At 60.0% G+C, this 22870-nt stretch carries 20 protein-coding genes; 15 read left to right on the forward strand and 5 right to left on the reverse strand.

Going from position 1 to position 22870, the window contains the following annotated elements:
• Nucleotides 1-47: 47 nt before the first annotated feature.
• The 4 genes from PV407_RS26555 (at nucleotide 48) to PV407_RS26570 (ending at nucleotide 1962) form a co-directional block, all read left to right on the forward strand.
• Nucleotides 48-770, forward strand: coding sequence for a hypothetical protein (locus tag PV407_RS26555; RefSeq protein WP_332093021.1), 723 nt, complete (start codon nucleotides 48-50; stop codon nucleotides 768-770).
• Between the two features lie 8 nt (nucleotides 771-778).
• The gene (locus PV407_RS26560; protein ID WP_332093022.1) at nucleotides 779-913 is read left to right on the forward strand and encodes a hypothetical protein; all 135 of its coding nucleotides are present in this window, start codon (nucleotides 779-781) and stop codon (nucleotides 911-913) included.
• A gap of 15 nt (nucleotides 914-928) precedes the next feature.
• Nucleotides 929-1351, forward strand: coding sequence for a DUF3905 domain-containing protein (locus PV407_RS26565; RefSeq protein ID WP_332093023.1), 423 nt, complete (start codon nucleotides 929-931; stop codon nucleotides 1349-1351).
• A gap of 176 nt (nucleotides 1352-1527) precedes the next feature.
• A complete protein-coding gene (locus PV407_RS26570; protein WP_332093024.1) occupies nucleotides 1528-1962 on the forward strand; it encodes a BrxA/BrxB family bacilliredoxin in 435 nt (144 codons plus the stop codon).
• Nucleotides 1963-2066: 104 nt separating this feature from the next.
• On the opposite strand, the gene PV407_RS26575 is transcribed toward PV407_RS26570, so the two are convergent.
• The 3 genes from PV407_RS26575 to PV407_RS26585 form a co-directional block, all read right to left on the reverse strand.
• Nucleotides 2067-2534 carry a RidA family protein gene (locus PV407_RS26575; RefSeq protein WP_332093025.1) on the reverse strand — a complete coding sequence of 156 codons (468 nt, stop codon included), beginning with the start codon at nucleotides 2532-2534 and terminating at the stop codon, nucleotides 2067-2069.
• 63 nt (nucleotides 2535-2597) lie between these two features.
• A complete protein-coding gene (locus tag PV407_RS26580; protein WP_332093026.1) occupies nucleotides 2598-4202 on the reverse strand; it encodes an N-acyl-D-amino-acid deacylase family protein in 1605 nt (534 codons plus the stop codon).
• Between the two features lie 46 nt (nucleotides 4203-4248).
• Complete coding sequence (locus tag PV407_RS26585) at nucleotides 4249-4905, reverse strand: helix-turn-helix transcriptional regulator (RefSeq protein WP_332093027.1); 657 nt, start codon at nucleotides 4903-4905, stop codon at nucleotides 4249-4251.
• A 261-nt stretch (nucleotides 4906-5166) separates the two neighbouring features.
• Between PV407_RS26585 and PV407_RS26590 the strand changes: the two genes are divergently transcribed.
• The 7 genes from PV407_RS26590 to PV407_RS26620 all read left to right on the forward strand — a co-directional run bounded on the left by PV407_RS26590 (nucleotide 5167) and on the right by PV407_RS26620 (nucleotide 14289).
• The gene (locus tag PV407_RS26590; RefSeq protein WP_332093028.1) at nucleotides 5167-6939 is read left to right on the forward strand and encodes a cache domain-containing sensor histidine kinase; all 1773 of its coding nucleotides are present in this window, start codon (nucleotides 5167-5169) and stop codon (nucleotides 6937-6939) included.
• On the forward strand, nucleotides 6936-8507 hold the full coding sequence (locus tag PV407_RS26595) for a response regulator (RefSeq protein ID WP_332093029.1): 1572 nt from the start codon (nucleotides 6936-6938) through the stop codon (nucleotides 8505-8507). The genes PV407_RS26590 and PV407_RS26595 overlap by 4 nt, the downstream gene beginning before the upstream one ends.
• 27 nt (nucleotides 8508-8534) lie before the next feature.
• Nucleotides 8535-9635, forward strand: coding sequence for an alanine racemase (locus PV407_RS26600; protein WP_332093030.1), 1101 nt, complete (start codon nucleotides 8535-8537; stop codon nucleotides 9633-9635).
• A 15-nt stretch (nucleotides 9636-9650) separates the two neighbouring features.
• On the forward strand, nucleotides 9651-10853 hold the full coding sequence (locus PV407_RS26605; RefSeq protein WP_332093031.1) for a M20 family metallopeptidase: 1203 nt from the start codon (nucleotides 9651-9653) through the stop codon (nucleotides 10851-10853).
• Nucleotides 10854-11034: 181 nt separating this feature from the next.
• Complete coding sequence (locus PV407_RS26610) at nucleotides 11035-12366, forward strand: extracellular solute-binding protein (RefSeq protein WP_332093032.1); 1332 nt, start codon at nucleotides 11035-11037, stop codon at nucleotides 12364-12366.
• A 135-nt stretch (nucleotides 12367-12501) separates the two neighbouring features.
• Nucleotides 12502-13374, forward strand: coding sequence for a carbohydrate ABC transporter permease (locus PV407_RS26615; RefSeq protein WP_332093033.1), 873 nt, complete (start codon nucleotides 12502-12504; stop codon nucleotides 13372-13374).
• Nucleotides 13375-13440: 66 nt separating this feature from the next.
• Nucleotides 13441-14289 carry a carbohydrate ABC transporter permease gene (locus tag PV407_RS26620; protein WP_332093077.1) on the forward strand — a complete coding sequence of 283 codons (849 nt, stop codon included), beginning with the start codon at nucleotides 13441-13443 and terminating at the stop codon, nucleotides 14287-14289.
• Between the two features lie 395 nt (nucleotides 14290-14684).
• Here the strand turns inward: PV407_RS26620 and PV407_RS26625 are convergent, their stop codons facing one another.
• Nucleotides 14685-16028 carry a hypothetical protein gene (locus PV407_RS26625; RefSeq protein WP_332093034.1) on the reverse strand — a complete coding sequence of 448 codons (1344 nt, stop codon included), beginning with the start codon at nucleotides 16026-16028 and terminating at the stop codon, nucleotides 14685-14687.
• A gap of 182 nt (nucleotides 16029-16210) precedes the next feature.
• Between PV407_RS26625 and PV407_RS26630 the strand changes: the two genes are divergently transcribed.
• The 4 genes from PV407_RS26630 (at nucleotide 16211) to PV407_RS26645 (ending at nucleotide 20800) form a co-directional block, all read left to right on the forward strand.
• Nucleotides 16211-16393, forward strand: a complete 183-nt coding sequence (locus PV407_RS26630; protein ID WP_332093035.1) for a hypothetical protein — start codon at nucleotides 16211-16213, stop codon at nucleotides 16391-16393.
• On the forward strand, nucleotides 16390-17127 hold the full coding sequence (gene pyrH / locus PV407_RS26635; RefSeq protein ID WP_332093036.1) for a UMP kinase: 738 nt from the start codon (nucleotides 16390-16392) through the stop codon (nucleotides 17125-17127). The genes PV407_RS26630 and pyrH overlap by 4 nt, the downstream gene beginning before the upstream one ends.
• Nucleotides 17128-17307: 180 nt before the next feature.
• A complete protein-coding gene (gene nadE, locus PV407_RS26640) occupies nucleotides 17308-18117 on the forward strand; it encodes an ammonia-dependent NAD(+) synthetase (protein ID WP_332093037.1) in 810 nt (269 codons plus the stop codon).
• A gap of 172 nt (nucleotides 18118-18289) precedes the next feature.
• Nucleotides 18290-20800 carry an O-antigen ligase family protein gene (locus PV407_RS26645; protein WP_332093038.1) on the forward strand — a complete coding sequence of 837 codons (2511 nt, stop codon included), beginning with the start codon at nucleotides 18290-18292 and terminating at the stop codon, nucleotides 20798-20800.
• 63 nt (nucleotides 20801-20863) lie between these two features.
• Here PV407_RS26645 and PV407_RS26650 read toward each other — a convergent pair whose 3' ends face one another.
• On the reverse strand, nucleotides 20864-22753 hold the full coding sequence (locus tag PV407_RS26650) for a hypothetical protein (RefSeq protein ID WP_332093039.1): 1890 nt from the start codon (nucleotides 22751-22753) through the stop codon (nucleotides 20864-20866).
• Nucleotides 22754-22870: the final 117 nt, after the last annotated feature.

Below are 22870 nucleotides of genomic sequence, written 5' to 3' on the forward strand. Positions count from 1 at the left end.
TCCGATTCGCGGACTTATACATATTTCGGAAACGGAGTGAATGCGTTTTGCCCGCGCAGCTGTCTTGGGGACCGTTTACGATTCAGACCGGCCTGCTCGCCGTCATCGCCGCGGCCGTCGCGGCGATTTTCGCCGTCCGCCTGCTGTCGCGCCTGTACGGAGCGGCCGCGAAGGAGGCGGCCGACTATTGGCAAAACGCCGCCTTTATCGTCATGCTCGTCTGGAAGTTCGGCCACGTTCTGTTCGCTCCGGCGGTCGTCTGGCAGCGGCCGCTCGCGCTGATCGTCATGAACGGGGGCACGCGGGAGCTGCTGCTTGCGGTCGCGGCGGCTGCCGTCTATGTGCTGGCGAAAATTCGGCGGGGCCGTTTGCCGCTTCCGCTTTTTCTCGATTTGTCGGCGTTCGGCGCGGTTGCGGCCGTATTCGTATACGCCTGCATCGACCGGGAAACCGGAGCGGCGACCTCGCTGCCGTGGGGATTGACCGTCAGCGATCCGGAATACCGCTACCATCCGGTATCGGCTTATTCGATGATCGTCGCCGCGGTCGTCGCCGCGCTGCTATGGATGCGGCGCGGGGCCGCCGGCAGCGGGGAGCTGGCGCGGATTGCGTCGCTGTATATGGGAGCGGGCATGCTGCTCGTCTCGTTTTGGGACGTTCCGGCGCCGACGTACTGGCTGCTGTCCGCGTTTCAATGGCGGGCGCTTGCGCTCGCCGCCGTTGGCATTATTTTCTCCGCTCGGGTGCATAATAAGGGGGAAAGGAGCTGACGAGCAGCATGTCAACGAAGCATACCGGCAGCGAGGATTCCATGGCCCAGCGCCGTCAAGCGAAGCAAAACGAACAGAAGCGCGGCGGGACCGGCACTCCGGCGGATAAAAAGCTGGACGGACCGAACCGGCCGTCGGTTTGACCCGGAGAGAGCGCTATGGCCGACAACGAGAAACGGAACGGCGAAAGCCGGCCGGAGGCGGGCTCCGGGCCCGCCGGCCGCGACGACGAATCGCTCGATCCGTTCGAAATTAACTTTTTGCCGCAGTTTCTGGAAGGAAGAGGTCCGCGCAAGCCGTTCGTCAACGAATTCGGCGTCACAATCGGGGATCACATCTACGAATCGCCGGACTCGCCGCTCAGCCAGTGGTCGAAGGATACCGATCCGATGGTGATGACGGGGGACCGGTGGGTGCATCCGTTCAAAGATGTCGGGTTCCATACGGCGGAAAACCGCGATTATTTCGAGAACGGCATCGCCCCGTCCGCGCAGGGAGGGCGTTTCATGCACCCGGATAAGGACGTGGCGTACGATCCGAGCCCGGCGGACGAAAACGGGGACGAAGACGAAGACGGGTAAGAAAAGTCCGGCCGAACAAGCGGCCGCAGACGGCCGCCGCTCCATTCGCCGCACCGCGCCTCGCCCCGCCGGATCGGCGTTGTCGGACGCGCTTTTCCGATCGAGGACTTTGCTTCCGCAAGTCGGGGATGTATAATAAGGGAAAGCGAAAGAACCTTGAAGGAGTGAAGCGTACGATGGCCATGTCATTCGAAGCATATATGCGGGATATGATCCAACCGATGCGGGACGAGTTGACCCGTCTGGGCATCAAGGAGCTGCTTACGCCCGAGGAAGTGGCCCGGGAGTTCGACAATGCGAAAGGAACGACGCTCGTCGTCGTCAACTCGGTATGCGGCTGCGCCGCGGGCCAATGCCGTCCCGGCGTCGCCAAGGCGCTGCAGCACGACGTAACGCCGGATCATCTGTTTACGGTATTCGCCGGACAGGAGAAGGAAGCGACCGCCAAGGCCCGCGAATATTTCGCGCCGTATCCGCCTTCGTCGCCGTCGATCGCCTTGATGAAGGACGGAGAGCTCGTCCATATGATCGAGCGCCATCAGATCGAGAACCGGTCGGCCGACCAGATCGCCGCCGATTTGACGGAAGCGTTCGACCGTTACTGCCGATAACTCCAAGGCACGGCAGCTTAAACGTTCGAGCAAGAAAAAGCCCCTGACGATCCCGCCAAGAGCGCGGTTCGCAGGGGCTTTGCTTTTTTTTGCCGGTTCGGGCATCAGTCGCGAATTTCGACGATAAGCTCGATTTCGACCGGCGTATGGAACGGCAGATCGCTCGTGCCGATCGCGGAGCGGGCGTGGCGTCCGTTCTCGCCGAAGACGTCCACGAGCAGGTCGGAAGCCCCGTTCATGACGTACGGCTGGTCGCCGAAGCCCGGCGCGCTGTTGACGAAGCCGAGCAGCTTGACGATTTTGACGACGCGGTCGAGATCGCCGAGGTAGCCTTTCAGGACGGCCAGGCAGTTGATGATGACTTGACGGGCCGCTTCCCGGCCCTGCTCGATCGTCAGATCGCTGCCGACTTTCCCTTCGTGGATCAGGACGCCGTTCGCGTCCCGCGCGTCTTGGCCGGACAAGTACAGCAGGTTGCCGGTCCGGTTAGCCGGAATGTAGGTGAAGCGGGGCTGCGGTGGCGGCGGAAGCACGATGCCGAGCTCTTCGAGCCGTTTTTCGATTTGTCCCATAAGAATGACCTCCGATTTTCGTTGTAAAAGTTGTAACGGACAGCCGGACGGCCGCCCGGCCGATCAATGACGGCAGCACGCCGACGCGCGGATCAGTCCGCCGACGCGCGCCTGCGTATGCGTTTCGCCGCTGATCGTTTCCACGCCGCCGACGAAGACGCGCGAGATGCCTTCCGGATATTGCCGCGGCTCCTCGAACGTCGCCGTATCGCGGATCGCGTCCGGATCGAAGACGGCGATGTCGGCGATATAGCCGGGGACGAGCAGGCCGCGCTTGCCGAGCTTGAACCGCTGCGCCGGGAACGACGTCAGCTTGCGCACCGCCTGCTCGAGCGACAGCACCCGCTGGTCGCGCACGTACTTGGCGAATACGCGCGGGAACGTGCCGTACAGGCGCGGATGCGGCTTGCCGGTTTCGCAGGTGAGGCTGTCGGAGGCGATCAGCGCCTTCTCGTAGCCGATCACCTGCTTCACGTCGTCCTCGGACATGTGGAAGTAGACGATCGAGATGCGGCCGTCCTCCTCCAGCAGCAAATCCATCATGCAGTCGGCCGGGTGCACCCCGCGCCGCTCGGCGATGTCCGCGATCGACAGCCCTTCCAGATCGCGATTGCGTTCGCCGTTCACGGCCGAGATGATGACGCTGTGCCAGCCGGTCGAGCAGACGAGATTGTCCCACGTCGTCTGCTCTTCGCCGAGCTCCTCGCGGATGCGCCGGCGCAGAGCCGGATCGCGGAACGCGGCGAGCGTCTTCTCGATGCCGCCTTCGAGCGTCCAGGGAGGCAGCACCGTCGTCAGCGTCGTGGAGCCGGCATGATACGGATAAACGTCGCAGGTGACGTCCATGCCGCGGGCGCGGGCGTCCTCGATCAGCTCGATCGCTTCCAGCACCTTCCCCCAGTTCGCCTTGCCCGCCGCCTTCAGGTGGCTGATATGCAGCGGCACGCCGGCCCGCTCGGCGATCCAGATCACTTCCTTGACCGACGGGATCAGGTTGTTGCCTTCGCCGCGAATATGCGTGGACAGCAGCCCGTCGTATTTCGGCAGCACCGAGCAAAGCTCGGCCAGTTCCTCGCGGGACGTATAGCTGCCCGGCGCGTACAGCAAGCCGATGGACAGGCCGATCGCTCCCGCGCGCATGCCTTCTTCCAATATTTGCTTCATCCGCTCGAGCTCGCCGCGGGTAGCCGGCCGGTTGTCGAAGCCGGTCACCGCGATGCGCAGCGCGCCGTGCGCGACATAGGTGGCGACGTTTTCGGAAGGGCGGTTCGCGGCAAGGTGCTCCATATATTGTCCGACCGTTTCCCAAGGCCACTCCCACGACGTATGGCCGAGCACCGGCTGCACGTAGCTGCGAAGCAGCTCGGCCCGGTCTTTGACATAAGGCGCGGGGGCGAGGCCGCAGTTGCCGACGACTTCGGTCGTGACGCCTTGGCGCAGTTTGATGTCGCTGTGCGGATGGTCGAAAATCATCAAGTCGGAGTGGCAGTGGCCGTCGATGAAGCCCGGAGCGACCACGCTGCCGCGGGCGTCGACCGTCCGCGCCGCTTCCTGCTCCAGCTTGCCGACGGCGGCGATGCGGCCGTCCTTTACGCCGACGTCGCCGTAAAACCAGGCGTTTCCCGTGCCGTCCGCGATGCGGCCGCCGCGAATAATGAGATCGAGCATATGCGTTCGTCCTCTCCCGATGAGTTGTAGGCCGGAAGCCGGTCCGTCATTCCGCGAGCTTCCCGATTTCGTTTTTGCCTTCTTCCATGTAGCTGTACAGCGTATACTTCGATATGTTCAAATAGCCGCAAATTTTTTCTCCGCCCTTCTTGATCAGAAAAGCGCCTTTGCGGTCGAGCAGCGCGATCATCTTGATCTTGTCTTCCTTCGTCATCATCGCGACCGGCTTGCCGACTTGCTCCTGCGCCTCCTGAATGAGCGCCTCGAGCAGATCGCCCACGTTCGTGACGAACGATTCCTTCACTTCGGGCTGCAAATTCGTCATCGTCATGCCGTGCAGCGTCTTCTCCGCCATCATGAGCGACGTGATGTCGAAGTTGATGCAGATCGCGCCGACCGGCTTGCCCTCCGCGTTCTTCATGTAGATCGAAGTCGAGCGTAGGATGCGGCCGTCTTTCGTTTGCGTAATGTAATTGAATTTGTTGCCGTTCACCTGATTGCCGCGAAGCAGCTCGAGCCCCAGATTCGTGCCGGGGTCGCCGACGCTGCGGCCGGTCACGTGCCCGTTCTCGATCGCGACGATCGTGCTTTCGTACGGACGGGAATAATCGTGAAGCACGACTTCGCACGATTCGCCGAATTGGGCGGCGATGCCTTGAATGAGATCGGACAAAAACGCGAATTCCTGACGCACGGATTCCATGCGCGGCCATTCCTCCTTCCCGGGCGGAGCGCCGCCCGAATCGCGCGGCGGCCGGTATGCCCGACCGGTTAACCACGTTCGAATGCTTGCGGGGAAAATGGTACCATATCCGGGCGGAAAGAATCAAACAAAAATTTTGTTTGCAACAAAAAAAGTATGGAATGCACTCCGAAGTATGCTAGAATGGGTTACGCAAGTCAGTTGCCGCGAAGTTCCTAAATTTCCGTATGCGCATACACGAGCGCCGAAATGGAGGGCATCATGAGACGTTGGCTCGACAAATCGCTGCAGCGCAAACTGTCGCTGCTGCTTCTCGTCGCCGTTGTGCTTCCGCTGCTGGCAACCGGCGTCGTCTCTTACCGGATCGCCTCGTCGCTGACGGAGGAGAAGGAGAAGCAGTCGGGAACGAATACGCTTCGCCAAATGGCGGACAGGCTCGAATTCATGATCCGGGACGCCGAAAGCATGTCGGTGTTTATCATCGGCCAAAAAGACATTCAGCTTTATTTGGATAACGAACGGGCGGATATTTCGCTGTATACGCTTAATATCGGGTTTTTGACCAACCTTGTTTTTTCCAAGCCGTACATTTCCAATATTACGATTCTTTCGGCGCACGACTATCCGACGCTGTCCAATACGACGATTTTGCGCTCGGGACTTGCGCAGCAGCTGGAACAGAATGAGGAGAAAATGAAGTCCGGCGCGAAATGGTGGACGTCGCTGTACGAAAACCAGACGTCGGCCGACGGGATGAAGCGGGTCGTGTCGCTCGTCCGTCCGATCCGCAGTACGAACCAGTTCCGCAACGTCGGCGTGCTGTCCATCAGCCTCGACGAGAACGAGATGCGCGGCGTTTTGAAAAATGCCGGCTGGGAGAAGCAGGGCTACGTGCTGCTTGTCGACGGGAACGATACGATTTTGTCCGGCGATTCGCCGGAATGGCTCGGGCGGCCGCTGCGCGAGCGGCTGCCGAACCTCGGCGATTGGAACGGCGGCGAGGGAACGTTTACGTACAGCGAGGAAGGCTGGGGAGAGGATACGGTTCTGTACCGCAGCATCGCGGGTACGGGCTGGAAGCTGGTCGGCGTCATTCCGACCCGGACGTACAGGGCGCAAAACGAATACGTGCTCGCCGTAACCGCCGTCGCGATCGGGATCGCGCTGCTCGTTTCCGTCATTTTCGTGCTTCTGTTCATTCGCCGGGTGACGCGGCCGCTTCGCGGGTTGGCCGGGACGCTCAAGGACATGAACCCGGACGAGCCGATTCCGTCGTTCCCGGTGAAGAGCGCCGACGAGGTCGGGCTGCTGCTCCACAGCTTCAACAAGCTGAGCGAGCGGATTTGGCGGCTCAAGGAGCAAGTGCAGATGAACGAGGCGAAAAAGAAAGAAGCCGACATTATGGCGCTGCAGGCGCAAATCAATCCGCATTTTTTATACAATACGCTGTCGTCGATCCATTGGATGGCGCTGATGAACAAGGACGGGCAAATCGCCGAAATGGTCGGCGCGCTCAGCGACTTTCTGCGGTTTTCGCTGAACAAGGGCGAGGAGTTTTGCGCCGTCCAGCAGGAGGTCGCGCATGCGCAAAATTACGCCAAAATTATGTCGATCCGGTTCCAGGACAAGTTCGAGTCGCAGTTTTACATCGATTCGCGGCTGCACGACAAGCCGATGCTGAAGCTGCTGCTGCAGCCCCTGATCGAAAACAGCATCATGCACGGCCTGCAGAAGAAAAAAGGGCGGGGCCAGCTGTACGTCCACGGCGAGCTTCACGGGGATTCGATGACGTTCGTCGTGGAAGATACCGGCATCGGGATGGAAGCGCTCAAGCTGGACGAAGTGAGGCGCAATTTGAACGCGGCCTCCGGAACGAGCAGCCCCGAGCCCGGCCGTTCCGGCTACGGCCTGCGCAACGTGCATCAGCGGCTGCAGCTGCATTACGGCTCCGGCACCGGCCTGCGGATCGAGAGCGAGCCGGGCGTCGGCACGCGCATCACGTTTACGATACCGATGGTGGAGGAGCTTCCATGAAAATCATGATCGTCGACGACGAAGCGATTATACGCAAAGGGCTGTGCACCGTCATCGATTGGAAGGAGCTCGGCCTGACGCTGCTGGAGCCGGCCGAGTCCGCCGAGGAGGCGCTGGAGCGCATTCCGGTCGAAAAGCCGCATATCGTGCTGACCGACATCCGGATGCCCGGCATGGACGGCATCGCGCTGGCCAAGCAGTTGAAATCGATCGCGCCCGATACCGAAATCGTCATTTTGACCGGATACGACGACTTCGCCTACGCCCAACAGGCGCTGCGCGAAGGGGTGACCGACTATTTGCTGAAGACGAGCGGTCCCGAGGAAATTATCAAATCGGCGATGAAAGCGAAGCAAAACATCGTCGATAAATGGGAGGCGCAGCGGAAGGAGCTGGCCCAGACGGCCGCACTGCGCGATCGGCTGCTCGAAAGGCTTGTGACGGGCCAGACGGACCGCGGCGCCGATCTGTCTCCGATCCTGAACCGGATGAAGGAGAAAGGAGTGTATGTCGGCGGCGGCCGCGAGCCGTCCGCGCCGATGCGCGCGATCATCGTCTCGGCTTCGGGTTGGGGCGACGGCAAGCCGGCCGGGCTTCTGCTCGGAGCGGTCGAAAACATGCTGACCGAGCTGCTGCCGTCCGTCTCGCTGCTGAAGAGCGACCGGATCGTGCTCGTCGCCCGCGCCGGGCCGGGCTTCGCCGACCGCGGCGGGCTGGAACGGGCCGTTCGCCGCGTGCGCGACACGCTGAAATGCGCCGTCTTCGCCGCCGCCGGGTCGGACGTCGCGCTGCCCGAGGAGCTGGCCCGCTCGTACGGCGAAGCCGAGCGCATCCACGCTTACCGGGTGCTGCTCGGCGAGCAGAGCGTCTGCGAGCTGCGCGACATCGCGTCGCGAAGCGGAGGGGCGACCGTCTGCCCGCGGCAGGTGGAGGAGGAGCTGGCCGGGCTGCTTATGGCCAACGTTCCGACGCAGCTGCGCCATTTCGTCCACCGGATCGTGCGCGAGCAGACGGACGACCCGGCCGTGACGCCGAAGTCGCTCCAGGCCTACTTGCAGTCGGTCGTCATCGCCGGCCATCGCTGGCTGGAGCGGGCGCGCGGGGGCGGCGGCGCAGGCGGCGGCAGCCCGGCGCAGGCGGCGGCCGACGTCTACTCGTTCGAGGACGATCCGCATCCCGAGGCCGAGCTGTTTCAAATTTTGTCGTCGCTCATGGCGACGTTCCACGACACGATGAGCGACACCCGGCACGCCTACGTGAACCGGGCGATCGCCTACATTCGCGAACGGCTGGACGGAAATTTGACGCTGCAGGAGGTGGCGAAGTTCGTCCATTTGACGCCGAACCATTTCAGCGATGCGTTCAAGAAAGAAACCGGCCAAAGCTATATCGAATTCGTTACGCGGGAGCGGATGCAACGGGCGGCGCACCTGCTCCGCACGACGCCGCTCAAAATAAGCGAGGTGGCGGGAGCCGCCGGCTACGAGGACATCAAATATTTCAGCCAGCAGTTCAAAAAGCATACCGGGCAAACGCCCTCGGAGTATCGCCAATCGCCGGCCGATTGAAAATTTAAAACAGGGGAGAGATCGTACATGCCGCATCTATATCCGGAATTGACGACGCCGGCCGTCGTCGCAGACTTGGACATCGTGGAGCGCAACATCGCGCGGATGGCCGCCCTGCTTAAGGCGCAGGGCATCGCGCACCGGCCTCATATCAAGACGACGAAATCCGTTTATTTCGCCCGCAAGCAGCTGGAAGCCGGGGCGATCGGCATTACCGTCGCGAAACTGGCGGAAGCGGAAGTTTTCGCGGACGCCGGCTTCCAATCCATTCTGGTCGCCTACCCGATCGTCGGCGACGATAAGCTGGAGCGGTTCGCGCATCTGCACCGGAGAACGGAAATGATCGCCACGGTCGACAGCGTCGAAGGCGCGCAGGGGATGTCCAAGGTAGGGGAAGCGACCGGGAAGCCGGTCCGGACGCTGATCGAAATCGACGGCGGGCTGCATCGCGGCGGACGCCAGCCGGGCGACGACGCGGTCCGGTTCGCGCGCGAGATCGCGGCTTATCCCGGCATACGCATCAGCGGCATTATGGGGTATTTCGGCACGATCTACGGGAATCGGGACGAAGCGTCGTTCCGCGAAGCGGTGCGCCGGGAGTCCGAGACGATGCGGGGCGTGGCGCGCTCCCTGCGGGAAGCCGGGATTGCCGTCGACATCATCAGCACCGGCTCGTCGCCCGCCGCCCTGCTGTGCGACGAGCTTCGCGGCGCGACCGAGGTGAGGGCGGGCAACTATATCTTTTTCGACGCCTCCGGGGTGGCCATGGGGCTTGCCCGCGAAGAGGACTGCGCGCTGCGCGTCATCGCGACGGTCGTCAGCACGCCGCTTCCCGGCCGGGCGACGATCGACGCGGGGACGAAGACGCTGACGAGCGACAAGGCCCATCACCGGGAAGGCTTCGGCATCGTCGTCGGTCGGCCGGACATTCGGATCACGGGGCTGAACGAGGAACACGGCTTTTTGCAATTCGACCCCGACGCCGCTCCGCTTCGCGTCGGCGATCGCGTCGAAATCATCCCGAATCATTCGTGCGTCATTCCGAATTTGTGCGACCGGATCAACGGCGTTCGCGGCGGGCGGGCGGAGCTGTCCATCCCGATCGACGCCCGGGGCCGCAATTACTAGGAGGGCGTGATTCGTATGGCAGCCGATTACTTGAAGCTTATAGACGAACGGCGCGTTCGGGAGGTGCTCGCCGACCTCGTCCGCATTCCGAGCGTCAACCCCGGCTTTCCGGGGGGCCACGGCGAGAAGGAGGTCGCGGCTTATGTGACACGCTTTTTCGAAAGGCTCGGGCTGCCTGTCGACGTGCAGACGGTCGAGCCGGACCGCGACAACGTCATCGGCACGATGGCGGGCTCCGCCGATCTTCATCTGCTGTGGGAAGCGCACATGGATACGGTGCAGACGTCCGGCATGACGGTCGATCCGTTCGGCGCCGAGGTGCGGGACGGCAAGCTGTACGGCCGGGGGGCGTGCGATACGAAAGCGTCGCTCGCCGCCATGCTCGTCGCGCTCGAGACGATGGCGGAGCGCAGGCTCGTTCCCGCGGCGACGATCCACCTGGCCGCCGTCGTCGACGAGGAGATCACGTACAAGGGCGTATCGGCGCTGGCGGAGCGCATCCGCCGCGGCGAGCTTCGCTGCGACGCCGCCATCGTCGGCGAGCCGACGCAGCTTCATGCGATTATCGCGCATAAGGGCGTGCTGCGGTTCCGGATCGAAGTGACGGGCGCCGCGGCGCACAGCTCGACGCCGGAGAAGGGCGTCAACGCGATCGAATGCATGGCGGACGTCATCGCGTATTTGAAACGGTACGCCGGCGAACGGTTCGCGGCGCAGCGGCATCCGCTCACCGGGCCTCCGACGCTGTGCATCAGCCGGATCGAAGGAGGCGTCGCGCCGAATACGGTGGCGGAGCGCTGTTCGATATCGGTCGATATTCGCACCGCGCCCGGGCAGGAATGGGAGGACGTCTGGACGGACGTGCGCGAGAGGCTGGCCGGGCTGGAGCCGGAATTGCCCGCAGGCGCGACGATAACGGTCCATCGACCGTTTCTGACCGACTACGCGATGGAAGTCGCCCCGGACGATCCGCTCGTGCTCGCCGTGATGGAAGCGGCGAATGCGTACGCGCCGGACCGGCAAGCCATCGGGGCGCCATATTGCAGCGACGCCAGCAAGCTGACGCGCGTCTCCGTGCCGACGCTCGTGTTCGGACCCGGCGATATCGCGGAGGCGCATACGGCCGGGGAATGGGTCGAGCTTGCCGAGGTCGTTCGCGCCGCGGCCGTCTTCGTCCATACGGCGATGCATTTCGCCGGTCGTGCGGAACAAGAATAAGAACGGTTCGAGCTCCTTGCCGGGAAATATACGGCGAGGAGTTTGTTTTTGGAGCCGGTCGGTCGGTCGGCCGGGCGAGAACCGGAATTTGTCTACCCAACAAGCGAAGGATGTCCCCTGCCTGAACTCTCGCGCGCTGTATATACTAAAGCTGTACCAAAACGAAGAGGGGAGTTTCACGATGAACAAAAAAATAGCGGCAAGTCTCGCAACCGCATTCGTTATGTCGACGCTCGCAGCATGCGGCTCGCCTTCCGACACCGGGGCGAAAACCGGCGGAAACGCCGCGGGGGCGCCGGCCGATAAAGTGAAACTGACGGTGTGGCACAACTATTCCGGGGACGATCTTCGCGCGAAGGCGATTCGCGGCCAAATCGACAAGTTCAAGGCGGCCCATCCGGAAGTCGAGCTGGACACCCAGGCGATCCCTCCCGACGGATACCGCCAGCGGTTGAAAACGGTCGCAGCGGCGAACGAAATGCCGGACGTGTTTTTCACGAACTCCGGTTCGATGATCAAGGAATTTTACGACGGCGGATTGATTCAACCGATTACGCCTCTGCTCAATAAACAGACGGAATGGAAAAACAACTTTACGCCGGGAGCGTTCGATCCGCTTTCGTTCAACAACGAAGTGTACGCGGTGCCGGTCAACGCGTCCGTCACGTCCTTGTTTTTCTACAACAAAACGTTGTTCCAGCAGCACGGCGTAACCGTACCGAAAACGTGGGACGAATTGCTCGCGGCGGTCAAGACGTTCAAAGAGAAAGGCGTTACGCCGATCTCGCTCGGCAACAAAGCCGCCTGGCTCGCGCAGTCGAGCATTTTGAGCTCGCTGGCCGACCGGGTGACGGGCACCGACTGGTTCCTGAAGGCGGTCAAGCAGGAAGGCGCGAAGTTTACCGATCCGGAATTCGTGCAGGCGCTGAGCCTGCTCAAAGGGCTCGCCGACGCGGGCGCGTTCCAGCAAGGCTTCAACAGCCTGGACAATACGCAAATGGAGCAATATTTCATCTCCGGCAAAGCGGCGATGATGATCGACGGCGCCTGGGCGCTCACGAATATGGCGTCGACCGGCACGAAGGAGCAGCTCGATCAAATCGAAGTGACGGTGCTTCCTTCCGTACCGGGCGGCAAAGGCGACCCGAACACGATTTCCGGAGGCGCGGGGGGCGGATTCGCCGTCAGCAAGAAGCTGGCCGGCAAGCAGCTCGACGCGGCGCTCGACTTGATCTACACGATCAGCGGCCCGGAAGGCATGAAAGCGGTAGCCGAAGCGAACCAGATCGTCAACTACAAAATGGACGTCGACCAAACGAAAGTGTCGTCCTTGTTCTATAAAGCTTACAATTTGACGAAAAACGTGAAATTTACGCCGGTATACGACGCTTACCTCAGCTCGCAGGGCGCGGAAGCGATCAATAACGGACTGCAGGAGCTGCTGATGGGCGGCAAGCCCGAAGATATCGCGAAAAAGCTGCAGGACGCGCAGGCCCGATCGCTCGGCAAGTAACCCGGGCGGCGCGAATCCGGCGCCAATTGAATCGGACGCGGCGGCATCGGCTTTTCTGCGGAAAAGCCGATCCGTCTTCTGTCCGGGCTCCTGCGGCGGATGCGCGCGAAAGAAGCCGATAAAAGGAGGTTGACCATGAGCTACGCAAACCGGGCAAGACGTTTCATCTTCATCGGTCTGCTTCCCGCCCTGGCGCTCTACTTGGTATTCGTGATCGTTCCGATTTTTTGGTCGGCGCTGTACGGCTTTTTCGATTGGAAAGGGATCGGGGCGATGAAGTTCGTCGGTTTCGCCAATTATATCGAAACCGTGAAAGACCCCGTCTTCTGGCGGGCGTTCAAAAACAACCTGATCATCGTCGCCGCCTCGATTTTCGGCCAGGTGCCGATCGCGCTCGTTCTGTCGCTCATCCTTTGGAAAAATTCGTGGTTTCACCGCTTCGTCCGCTCGGCGGTGTTTATGCCGATGGTGCTCGCGTCGGTCGTTATCGGCATCATTTGGGGCTATATTTACAACCCGCAAATCGGGATTTTGAACTACGTTCTCGAACAGGCCGGTCTGAGCTCCTGGATTCGCGATTGGCTCGGCGACCCGAAGATCAACATGTATTCGGTCAGCGTTCCGATCATCTGGGCGAATATCGGGCCGTACCTCATCCTGTTCATCGCCGCGATCCAAAACATTTCCTCCGAAGTGGAGGATGCGGCCAAAATCGACGGCGCCGTCGGCTTTCGCAGACTGTACCTGATCGTCGTTCCGATGATATGGGATACGATCAAAGTGGCGATCGTGCTGTGCATTTCCGGCAGCATGAAGGCGTTCGACCTGATTTTCGTCATGACGGGCGGCGGTCCGGCGCAATCGACCGAATTGCTGGCCACCTACATGTACAACAACACATTCAATATTTTCCGCTATGGCTACGGTTCGGCCGTTTCGACGCTGATCATGCTGATCAGCATGGCGCTCGTCGTCGGCAGCCAGCTGCTGATGAAACGGAAAACGTAACGCCAACGGCGATGGGGAGGCATGACGGGGATGCTGCATATAACCGCTAACGAGACGACGGCCCACATGGGCTCCGGGCCGCGGGCAGGCGTGTTCCGAAAAGGAAAGGCGTGGGCGGGCAACCTGCTGCTGGCCGTCTATGCGCTGCTTACGCTTTATCCGCTCATATGGCTGTTTATAAGCTCGTTCAAGTCGAATCAAGATTTTTACGGCAAGCCTTTCGCTTTGCCGTCCGTATGGCAGTTCGAAAATTTCGCGAAGGCGTGGAAAATCGCGGGAATCGGCACGGCGCTGACGAACTCGGTCATCGTCACGTTCGCCTCGATGGCGCTGACGCTGTTTCTCGGGACGTTGGCCGCCTACGTGCTGTCCAGGCTGGAGTTCCGCCTGAAGGGACCGATTATGGCGCTGTTCGTGCTCGGGATGCTCATCCCGATTCACAGCACGCTCGTGCCGCTGTTCATTATGATGAAAAAGCTGTTCATCCTCGACACGTATTGGGCGCTCATTTTGCCGTATACGGCGTTCGAGCTGCCGGTCGCCATTTTCGTCGTCGCCGCCTATTTGACTTCGGTGCCGAAAGAAGTGGAGGAAGCGGCGATGATCGACGGCAACGGCTACTGGGGCATCTTTTTCCGGATCATTTTTCCGCTCGCCGTACCGGCGATGGCTACGGTCGCCATTCTCGCCTTTTTGCGGTTTTGGAACGACTTCGCGTTCGCCCTCGTGTTCATCAACAAGCAGGCGCTCAAAACGCTGCCGCTCAGCCTGTCGATCTTTTCCGACGGGTTCGGCACGGACTACAGCCTGACGATGGCGGCGATGGCCATTGCCGTCATTCCGACGATCGTCATTTATCTCATTTTCCAGGAGCAAATTATGAAAGGAATGGTCGCGGGCGCGGTGAAAGGCTGAGCCGGCGGCTGCCATACAAAAAGCTGCGGCGCGCTCCGTCCGGGGACGATGCCGCAGCTTTTTTTCATAGTTAAAGGAAGTGAGCTTCGATAAGCGTTATAGCGAATCCTTGCTGCTGCGAGGGCGGCATAGCCGGCCCGACGGAATTAGCTTCGAAGCCGCTCGGCATGCTGAATATACCGGAATTTCTCCTGCTATTCCTTTTCCGAATAGGTGTTGGTCCTTACGAACGGGAAAAGCTCCCGATAAATCGGCACCACATCGACAAAAAGCCGCGATTTGGGCGAGTTTAACGGGAGGTATTCCTGAAACTTCGGGCAACTGAGGGGAAATCGGTAAAATAGCAGGAGGTTTTACCGGTAAACTTTTCCATCCTCCCGACTTAGACGTTTTTCTCAGGATGAAGCGCCCGCCGCCCGAAACAGCTCCGGCAAATAGCGCCGCGCCGCTTCCAGCAGCTCGTCATCGGACAAGCTGGTCGTCCGTCCGTCTTCGTATTGGGCGACGACCCATTCGTACATCGCCTGCACGCCTTCGGCCCGTTTGTCGATGCGCGCCGCGCCGGTCAGCTTCAGCTGGCGATTGACCCAATGCGCGACGCCGGCCGTGCCGGCTTTGTCGGTGACGAGCACGCCTAGCGGCCGATTGAGCAGTTTGTCGGTATCGAAAATATTGTAAATTTCTTCGTTCTTAATAATGCCGTCGGCGTGAATGCCGGCCGCGGTTACGTTGAACGACTTGCCGACGAACGGCGTCATCGGCGGAACCCGGTAGCCGAGCTCGCGCTCGAAATAGTCGGCGATTTCGGTCACGATCCGGGTATCGACCGACGTATCGCCCGTCAGCCCCATATATTCGAACAGCAGCCCCTCGATCGGCGTATTGCCCGTCCGTTCGCCGAAGCCCAGCAGCGTCCCGTTCACGCCCGAGCAGCCGTACAGCCAGGCCGTCGCCGCATTCGTCAGCACTTTGTAAAAATCGTTATGCCCGTGCCATTCGAGCTGCGCCGACGCGATGCCCGTCTCCGTACGGAGCGCGTGCAGCAGCCTCGGCACGCTGCGGGGCAGCGCCGCCCCCGGATAGCCGACCCCGTAGCCCATCGTATCGCACAGTCTCACCTTGACCGGGATGCCGCTTTCCTCGGACAGCCGCACGAGCCGCTGCACGAAAGGAACGACGAAGCCGTACACGTCCGCGCGCGTCACGTCCTCCAGATGGCAGCGGGGGCGAATGCCTTCGTCCAGCGCCGCCCGGACGATCGACAAATATTGCTCCATCGCCTGCTCGCGGTTCATTCCCAGCTTCATATGAATATGGTAATCCGAGCACGACGTCAGAATACCCGTTTCGCGGATGCCCATTTCTTTCACGAGCTGAAAGTCTTTCGCGACGGCCCGAATCCACGCCGTAATTTCCGGGAACTCGTAGCCGCGTTCCTGGCAAGCCCGCACCGCCTGCCGGTCTTTCTCGCTGTACAGGAAAAATTCGGTTTGGCGTATGACGCCCTTCGGGCCGGACAGGCGGTGCAGCAAATCGAACAGCTCCGTTATTTGCTTCACCGTGTAGGGCGTGCGCGCCTGCTGGCCGTCGCGGAACGTCGTATCGGTAATGAAAATGTCGCCGGGCCGGTCCATCGGCACGTCGACTCCGTCGAAAACGATCAAAGGAGGCCGGTCGTAAGGAAAATGCTCGCGAAGCAAGTTCGGCTCTTGGCGGGCGGAATGGATATGCTCGTTCATGCAAGGTCACCCTTTCGTCATTTGCATTTATTGTATTCCATGAAGGTGATAAAATAAACTTTATATATTTTATTGAGTATATAAAAATTGTTTATCGTTATGCTCGCTGGTTCGAAAACCGTTGCACTGCGCTCCGGTATCGGGTATGATCCAAAAAAGGACGAAAACGGGGAGGGAATGCGATGACGATCGGCACGAACCGCGGTCTGCAAGCCGGCGGACGAAGGGCGGACATTTCGCCGTTTGCCGCGGCATCGTTTTTTCCGTTTTCCTTTATCCGTTATCGCATGGCGCCGGAGTCGCAGCCGACTCGGCGCTATTTTTTTGCCCGTCCAACCTATTGTTACGGAGGTGCTCGTCGATGAAGTACAAGCGCATATTGGTCAAATTGAGCGGAGGAGCGATGGCCGGCAAGGAGGCCGTCGGCTTCGACCACGGGCGGCTTGCGCATATCGCGGACGAGGTGGTCGCCGTCGCGCGGCTCGGGGTGGAGGTCGCGATCGTCGTCGGCGGCGGAAACATGTTTCGCGGCAGCATGGCGGAGGCGTGGGGAATCGATCGCGCCGAAGCGGACAATATCGGCACGCTGGCGACGGTCATGAATTCGCTCATGCTTCGCGGCGTGCTGAAGGCGAAGACGGACCGGGACATCCGCGTCATGTCGGCGCTTGCCGTCAACGCGGTGGCCGAGCCGTACATTCGGCTGCGGGCGATTCACCATTTGGAGAAAGGGTACATCGTCATTTTCGCCGGCGGAAACGGGCAGCCTTACGTCACGACCGACTATCCGTCCGTGCAGCGCGCGCTGGAAGTGAACGCGCAGGCGATCCTCGTCGCCAAGCAGGGAGTGGACGGGGTGTACGACGGCGATCCGAAGCTTCATCCCGGCGCGAAGCTGTACGCGCAGCTTCCGTACGAGGAAGTCATTCGCCGCGACCTCAAGGTGATGGATTCGTCCGCTTTTTTGCTGGCGCGCGATTACGGTCTCCCGCTTCACGTCTTCAATTTCGACCGGGCCGGGGCGATGAAACGGATTTGCGAAGGCGAAAGCGTCGGCACGCTCGTGACGGCCGGCGTATGGGCGAAGTTTGCGGAATGAGGGGGCGGCTTATATGGGATGCGATGCGGATTTTGGCGGGTAAGAGTGACGCGGGTATGTCAAAACTATTTCCTTTTCGCCATTTAGGCTTGAATTCTGACGAGCGTGCACTATACTTGATGTTAGAAAGGCTGACGTAAGCAGCGACAAAATCGAATAACGCAGGAAGGTGTGGGGACGATGAGCTTGCAGCAGGACATCATCGCGCGTCTCGGCGTCAAGCCGGAAATCGACGTCGATGCGGAAATTCGCAAACGGGTCGATTTTTTGAAAAAGTACGTGTTGGACAGCAATACGACAGGGCTGCTCATCGCGATCAGCGGCGGCGTGGACAGCGCGGTGGCGACCGGCCTGTGCAAAATGGCGACCGACGAGCTGACGAAGGAAACCGGCCGCGACTATATTACGCTCGGCGTCTTCCAGCCGTACGGCGAGCAGGCCGACATCGCCGACAGCTACTCGGTCGCGGAAGCGTTCAATTTGACGCACAAGGCGGAAACGAACATCGAGCAGGCGGTCGACGAAATCGCGCTTGAGGTCGAGTACGCGTTCAAGTCGCTCGGCACCCCGCGCCATCTGAGCCGCGGCGGCAAAGGGAACGTGAAGGCGCGCACGCGGATGGTGATGCAGTATGCGCTCGCCTTCGACATGAACCTGCTCGTCGTCGGGACGGACCACGCTTCCGAGGCGATAACCGGATTTTTCACCAAGTACGGCGACGGCGCGGTCGACATTACGCCGCTCAGCTCGCTGAACAAGCGTCAAGTGCGCCAGCTGGCCGTACGGCTCGGCGTGCCGCAGCCGATTCTGGACAAGGCGCCGACCGCCGGCCTGTGGGACGGACAGACGGACGAAGCCGAGCTGGGCATTACGTACGACGACAACAGCGATTATTTGGAAGGCAAGACGATCGATCCGGCCGCGCGGGAAAAGCTGGAGAAGCAATATTTGAAAACCGAGCACAAGCGGTCCCCGATTCCCGGCATTTGATTCGAAGCCGGCGGGCGAAACGGCGCGGGCGTCCGATCGGACGTTCGCGCTTTTTCGCTTCGCACGAACACGCGTCGACACGATTTGCCATGCGTTTGCTGGACGCGTTGTTGCCGCCCATGGTATGATGAATAGTAAAAAATACCAAATAATGGGTAGGTGTGGGCGTTCCATGGCTGTCGCTGCCAAAAAAAATGTATACCGGCTAGGGCGCGAGCGCGCGGAGCTGCAGGAGCATCATTCGCTGTTGTATTGGTGCGCGGCCGCGTTCGCATTGGCGTTTTTATGGATCGCGCCGTTCCAAACCGGTTTGTTTTACGGCTCGAGCGCGAAATATGAAGGGCCGATTTACTCGGCCATGGTATGGACCGCGATCGCGTCGCTGGTGCTGGCCGTTTATTGCTTTAACCGGTGGCGCTTGAGCGAAGTGCGCGATGCGTACGCCGTCGCCGTCTGGGTCGTGCCGCTCGGCTACTTGCTGTCGCTTGTCAATGCGGTCAGCCGGCATCACGGCGAAAATTTGCTGCTGTTCCACGTCATGTACGCCGTCTTCTTTCTGACCGGTCTATGGATCGCCCGGAATCGGGTCGGACATGCGGCGCTCCGCGTCGGCATCGTTTGCTCCGCTTATGCGGTCGTCGCGTTTTGCTTGCTGAACATGTTCGGGAACGTTTATTTTTACGACGCGGTCATGCGGCAAGGAAATGAGGTGCGGCTGACGTCCGTGTTCCAGTACGCGAACGCGTTCGCCGGATTTTTGATCGTTCCTCTGCTGTGCGGCCTGCAGCTGATCGTCTCGTCGCGAAAATGGTATGTGACGGCCGTTCACGCCGTCATGCTCGTGCCGGTGCTGCTGTCGTTTTTCTTGACGCTGTCGCGCGGCGGTCTGGTCATGCTGCCGTTCATTTTGCTGGCCTTTTTGCCTTTTTTGGCGTTCGAAAAGCAAATTCGCTTTTTCGTCTACTTGCTCGTCGGCAGCGCGGCTTCCTTGCTGATCACCGATACGATCCGCGATACCGCGCTGACGGTGCTGGATACGATGACGGCGCGGCGCGGCCCGGACTTTAAAGTGAAGGACACGCTGTCCTTGTTCGATCCGCTGTCGTTCGGCGGCTGGAGTACGCTGCTTGTCGTCTCGCTGCTTGCGGCGGTCGCGATCGTTTTGCTGCATCATGCGGTCATGCCTCGGGTCGACATGCGGATCGCCCGAATCGCCGGCGCCAAGCATGCCCGCTTGTACTTCCCGGGCCTGATCGTGCTCGGACTGGCGCTCGGCTTGTTCGCCGCGGCCGGGCAGTCGTCCGTCGCGAAGGTGCTGCCGGAAGCGCTCGCCGCCCGCGTGCAAAGCATCAATCTGCAGCAGCACAGCGTATTGGAGCGGTTTACGATGTACCGCGACACGTTCAAGGCGCTGCGGGATTATCCGTTGTTCGGGGCGGGCGGCAACGCTTGGGCGAATTTGTATCCCCAATATGCCAACAATCCGTATACGGTCAACCAAGTGCACAGCTTTTTGCTGCAATATATGGTGGAAATCGGATCGGTCGGGGTGCTGCTGCTGGTCGCGTTCGTCGGCTCGATCTTGTATTTGTTCGCGAGACGGTACTTCGCCGGACGTTCGCCGGAAGGGGAGCGCGATCTGCTGTTTTACGCCGTCGTCGTGGCCATTTTGTTCCACAGCTTGATGGATTTCGAAATGAGCTACGTGTACGTGTCGGCGCTCGTCTTTTTGAGCTTGGGCGGACTCGCGTCCGGCTTTGACGGGCGGCTGCGCCGGCGGCGGACCGGGGATGCGGCGGAGCCGGTCAAGCCGGAGAAGAAGGGCAAGGAGCGAAGCTGGCGCCGCTATGCGCTTCCGGCATGCTTCGCCGTCGTATCGGCGCTGTTTCTGGTCGTCTCCGTCATTCGCTGGAGCGCGGACAGCCGGTATAACCAGGCCCTGCAGCTCGCAGGGGAAGGAAAGCCGCTGGAAGAGGTGCTCGTGCCGTTGGACAAGGCGCTTCGGCTTCAGCCGGACAACCCTTATTACGCGCTGATCCGAGTCAATTTCATGGAGCAGGTGTACGAGAAAACGAAAAACGAAGCGTATTACGCCGACGCGACGCAATGGCTCGCTTCGATCAAACGGGCCGAACCGTACGACCGCAACGTCTTCGAAGCGGAGTACGCCCATTACATGGCGAAAAACAAGCCGGAGGAAGCGTCCGTCTTGATGCAGGAAGGCCTGAAGCGGTACCCGTGGGTCATCGCCATGTACGAGCGCGCGGCTGCGCTGCATCTGCAGCTTGGCGAAAATGCGCGGCAAGCCGGGATGAAGACGGCGGCGGATTCGCATTGGTCCGCCGGCGTACGGCTGCACGAGGTAATCGTCGCGAGGTTGAAGAAGCTGGAGTCGCTGCCGGAAGGGCAGATGGCGGGGAGCGCGTTCGGCGTAACGCCCAGCCTGTCGCTCACGTTCGGGCAAATGTATTTCATCCGCGGCGACGCGGCGAAGGCGGCCGAGCTTCTGGCCGCGACGACGGGCGATCAGCTCGACGCGGCGATCAGCAGGCCGGGGACGCGCTGGTATTTGGCGGCGCTGCAAAAGGCGGGCAAGCCGGACCAAGCGCTGTACGACAAGTTTACGAGCCGTTACCCGGAGGAGAAGCAGGAAATCGAGGCGATCGTTTCGACCGTCCTGTAAGGATCGGGCCCCGGCCTGCGCACAAGCCGGGGCTTTTTCCCGTTCTCCGGCGAACGGCGGTTGTTACGCCATCTCGTTGCCGCTTGTATAGACGATCAGCGTTAACGTCGCTGCGGACACCTCTACGGCCGCCGACGTCGGGTTTTCATGATAAACGGTAATGGTGTCGGCCGCGGTCACTTTCGCATATATACGCGTGCCTTTCAGATTGCCTCCGAAAAACGCATCCACAACGTGACCGACCGACGCAAACGATTGAGCAACCGAACCGGTTGCCAGATTTACAATATTCGGGGCCGCTGTTGCGACCGCTGCGGCTGTTGCCAATTGACTGTATTGCACCATATCGGACGGCGGCTTTAAGGTGCCTTCTTGGACACAAAGACTAAAGTCAATGTTTTGCTCATGAAGTGCGACATGGCTTGAATTTGTCGTATTGACCGGATACATGAAGTCGCCGACCGCAAACTTGCCGCCGCTATAATTCGCGTTCAGACTGAATGCGTTCCGGCTGTCGACCTTCGGTTCGTCCTGCATATAAACGGGAGCAATCGGGAATCCGTTTGCGTAAGCCCCGATGTGCTCGATTTCGATACGGGCGCCGACCGGCAAAGTGATAATAAAATTACCTGTATTGACAAGCTCGTTGAGGTTACGGACCGTCGCTAATTTCCATCCGTTGCCGTAATCGACAATGTCGTCGCCGACGGTTATGCGTCTGTTCGTGCCGTTGTACTCCAGAACGTTCAGCTTAAAGTTGCGCGGATCGAAAGGCGCGATCTCCCTGTAAAGAATACAAACATATGCGTCCAGCTGCTTGTTTTTGATAGGGAAAGCAAGCTCTGCAGACTCGTTCCCTTTATTCCACAAACGAATGCCGTTCCTGCTTGTAAAACCCGTCCATGTCGATTCAAAACGCTTAACATCGTAAACAAGCTTTTTATTGACGGTATTCCCGTTCATGCGAACGCCATACATGCCGTATTTGAAATCGTACTGAGGCAGGAACTCAAAAAAATCGTCAATAAGCTGCGGGTTTCGTCCGAAGTCGAAAGCCGACGACATTAATAATTGGTTGTGCCCCTCGGTCGGGTTATCCGTCTCCGTCCAAGTTTTTGCGGCATAGTCATACTTGGCGAAGTAACCTTCCGTGAATTTAATGTAGCAATCTTCCGTTTCTTTATAAGTCACATTCGACTTGAAAGCAAAGCCGCCCCAGCGGTGGACCGGGTTTAATTCAAAGAAGCAGTTGAAATACTCGGTATACCCTCCGCCCCAGAACGAGCCGGCGCACGTATCGTACACAACCGCCTTGGCAGGTTTTACGGCGGCTCCGGCATGCGCGTCATTGAAACCGTTTACGGACAAACCTCCGCCCTCGTTGCGTACGTAGTAGTCTGCAATGTTTGCAGCGCCTGCTCCTCTGACAATATAACCGCCGCCAACCGTTAAATTGGTGCATTGCGTTACGTTGGCTTGGTTCCAGAACCCCAGCAAACATTCGTGGAATGCGCAGTTTCGCAATTCGTTTTCATAGAAGTTGCCCCGACGGGTGCCGGTCCACGGGGAAGTATCCAGCGGGTACAGATGGCAGCCGATTGCAAACCGCTCGACAAGCACATTATCGAGAACCCATTTGTAAGCATTCGCGCCATTAAAGCATCTGTTAGCGTGAACGGTCGAGGTTTTGGTGACGTTTCCAACGAAAACCCCGCCTTTGAACCGGACGCCTACTATGGTTTGCGCATTCCATCCGGTTTTTACCGCAAAAGCGTCCGCCATTTCCTCATAGTTCGGGCTAAATAAATCTCTGGATGTCGTCGGGTCGAAGAAAATCGCGGCATTACCCAAAAATTCAATAGAAGTGCCGGACCGGACATACAAGGTGTCGCGCACATAATAAGCGGCATCATGCACTTCAAATACGTGATTGACCGTTGCGCCGTACTTCATTTTAGAGATGTTGTTATTGTCAGTGTAGGCCGCGGGGCTCCGCAAGGGAATGCCGCAGCGATGACCCGGGCCCCCTCGCGATGACTTTTCTCGTCATCGTGGTATGGATGTCATCGT

It is taken from the genome of Paenibacillus sp. GYB003, from assembly GCF_036577625.1.
Taxonomy (GTDB): Bacteria; Bacillota; Bacilli; order Paenibacillales; family NBRC-103111; genus Paenibacillus_AB.

What these genes read in the sequence shown, in the direction of transcription:
- PV407_RS26600 (WP_332093030.1), top strand. Translation starts at nt 8,535, where the DNA reads ATGCCGCATCTATATCCGGAATTGACGACGCCGGCCGTCGTCGCAGAC.
- PV407_RS26625 (WP_332093034.1), bottom strand. Translation starts at nt 16,028, where the DNA reads ATGAACGAGCATATCCATTCCGCCCGCCAAGAGCCGAACTTGCTTCGC.
- PV407_RS26585 (WP_332093027.1), bottom strand. Translation starts at nt 4,905, where the DNA reads ATGGAATCCGTGCGTCAGGAATTCGCGTTTTTGTCCGATCTCATTCAA.
- PV407_RS26580 (WP_332093026.1), bottom strand. Translation starts at nt 4,202, where the DNA reads ATGCTCGATCTCATTATTCGCGGCGGCCGCATCGCGGACGGCACGGGA.
- PV407_RS26605 (WP_332093031.1), top strand. Translation starts at nt 9,651, where the DNA reads ATGGCAGCCGATTACTTGAAGCTTATAGACGAACGGCGCGTTCGGGAG.
- PV407_RS26650 (WP_332093039.1), bottom strand. Translation starts at nt 22,753, where the DNA reads ATGAAGTACGGCGCAACGGTCAATCACGTATTTGAAGTGCATGATGCC.
- PV407_RS26620 (WP_332093077.1), top strand. Translation starts at nt 13,441, where the DNA reads ATGGGCTCCGGGCCGCGGGCAGGCGTGTTCCGAAAAGGAAAGGCGTGG.
- PV407_RS26575 (WP_332093025.1), bottom strand. Translation starts at nt 2,534, where the DNA reads ATGGGACAAATCGAAAAACGGCTCGAAGAGCTCGGCATCGTGCTTCCG.
- PV407_RS26590 (WP_332093028.1), top strand. Translation starts at nt 5,167, where the DNA reads ATGAGACGTTGGCTCGACAAATCGCTGCAGCGCAAACTGTCGCTGCTG.
- PV407_RS26615 (WP_332093033.1), top strand. Translation starts at nt 12,502, where the DNA reads ATGAGCTACGCAAACCGGGCAAGACGTTTCATCTTCATCGGTCTGCTT.
- PV407_RS26595 (WP_332093029.1), top strand. Translation starts at nt 6,936, where the DNA reads ATGAAAATCATGATCGTCGACGACGAAGCGATTATACGCAAAGGGCTG.
- nadE (WP_332093037.1), top strand. Translation starts at nt 17,308, where the DNA reads ATGAGCTTGCAGCAGGACATCATCGCGCGTCTCGGCGTCAAGCCGGAA.
- PV407_RS26610 (WP_332093032.1), top strand. Translation starts at nt 11,035, where the DNA reads ATGAACAAAAAAATAGCGGCAAGTCTCGCAACCGCATTCGTTATGTCG.
- PV407_RS26560 (WP_332093022.1), top strand. Translation starts at nt 779, where the DNA reads ATGTCAACGAAGCATACCGGCAGCGAGGATTCCATGGCCCAGCGCCGT.
- PV407_RS26630 (WP_332093035.1), top strand. Translation starts at nt 16,211, where the DNA reads ATGACGATCGGCACGAACCGCGGTCTGCAAGCCGGCGGACGAAGGGCG.
- PV407_RS26645 (WP_332093038.1), top strand. Translation starts at nt 18,290, where the DNA reads ATGGCTGTCGCTGCCAAAAAAAATGTATACCGGCTAGGGCGCGAGCGC.
- PV407_RS26565 (WP_332093023.1), top strand. Translation starts at nt 929, where the DNA reads ATGGCCGACAACGAGAAACGGAACGGCGAAAGCCGGCCGGAGGCGGGC.
- pyrH (WP_332093036.1), top strand. Translation starts at nt 16,390, where the DNA reads ATGAAGTACAAGCGCATATTGGTCAAATTGAGCGGAGGAGCGATGGCC.
- PV407_RS26570 (WP_332093024.1), top strand. Translation starts at nt 1,528, where the DNA reads ATGGCCATGTCATTCGAAGCATATATGCGGGATATGATCCAACCGATG.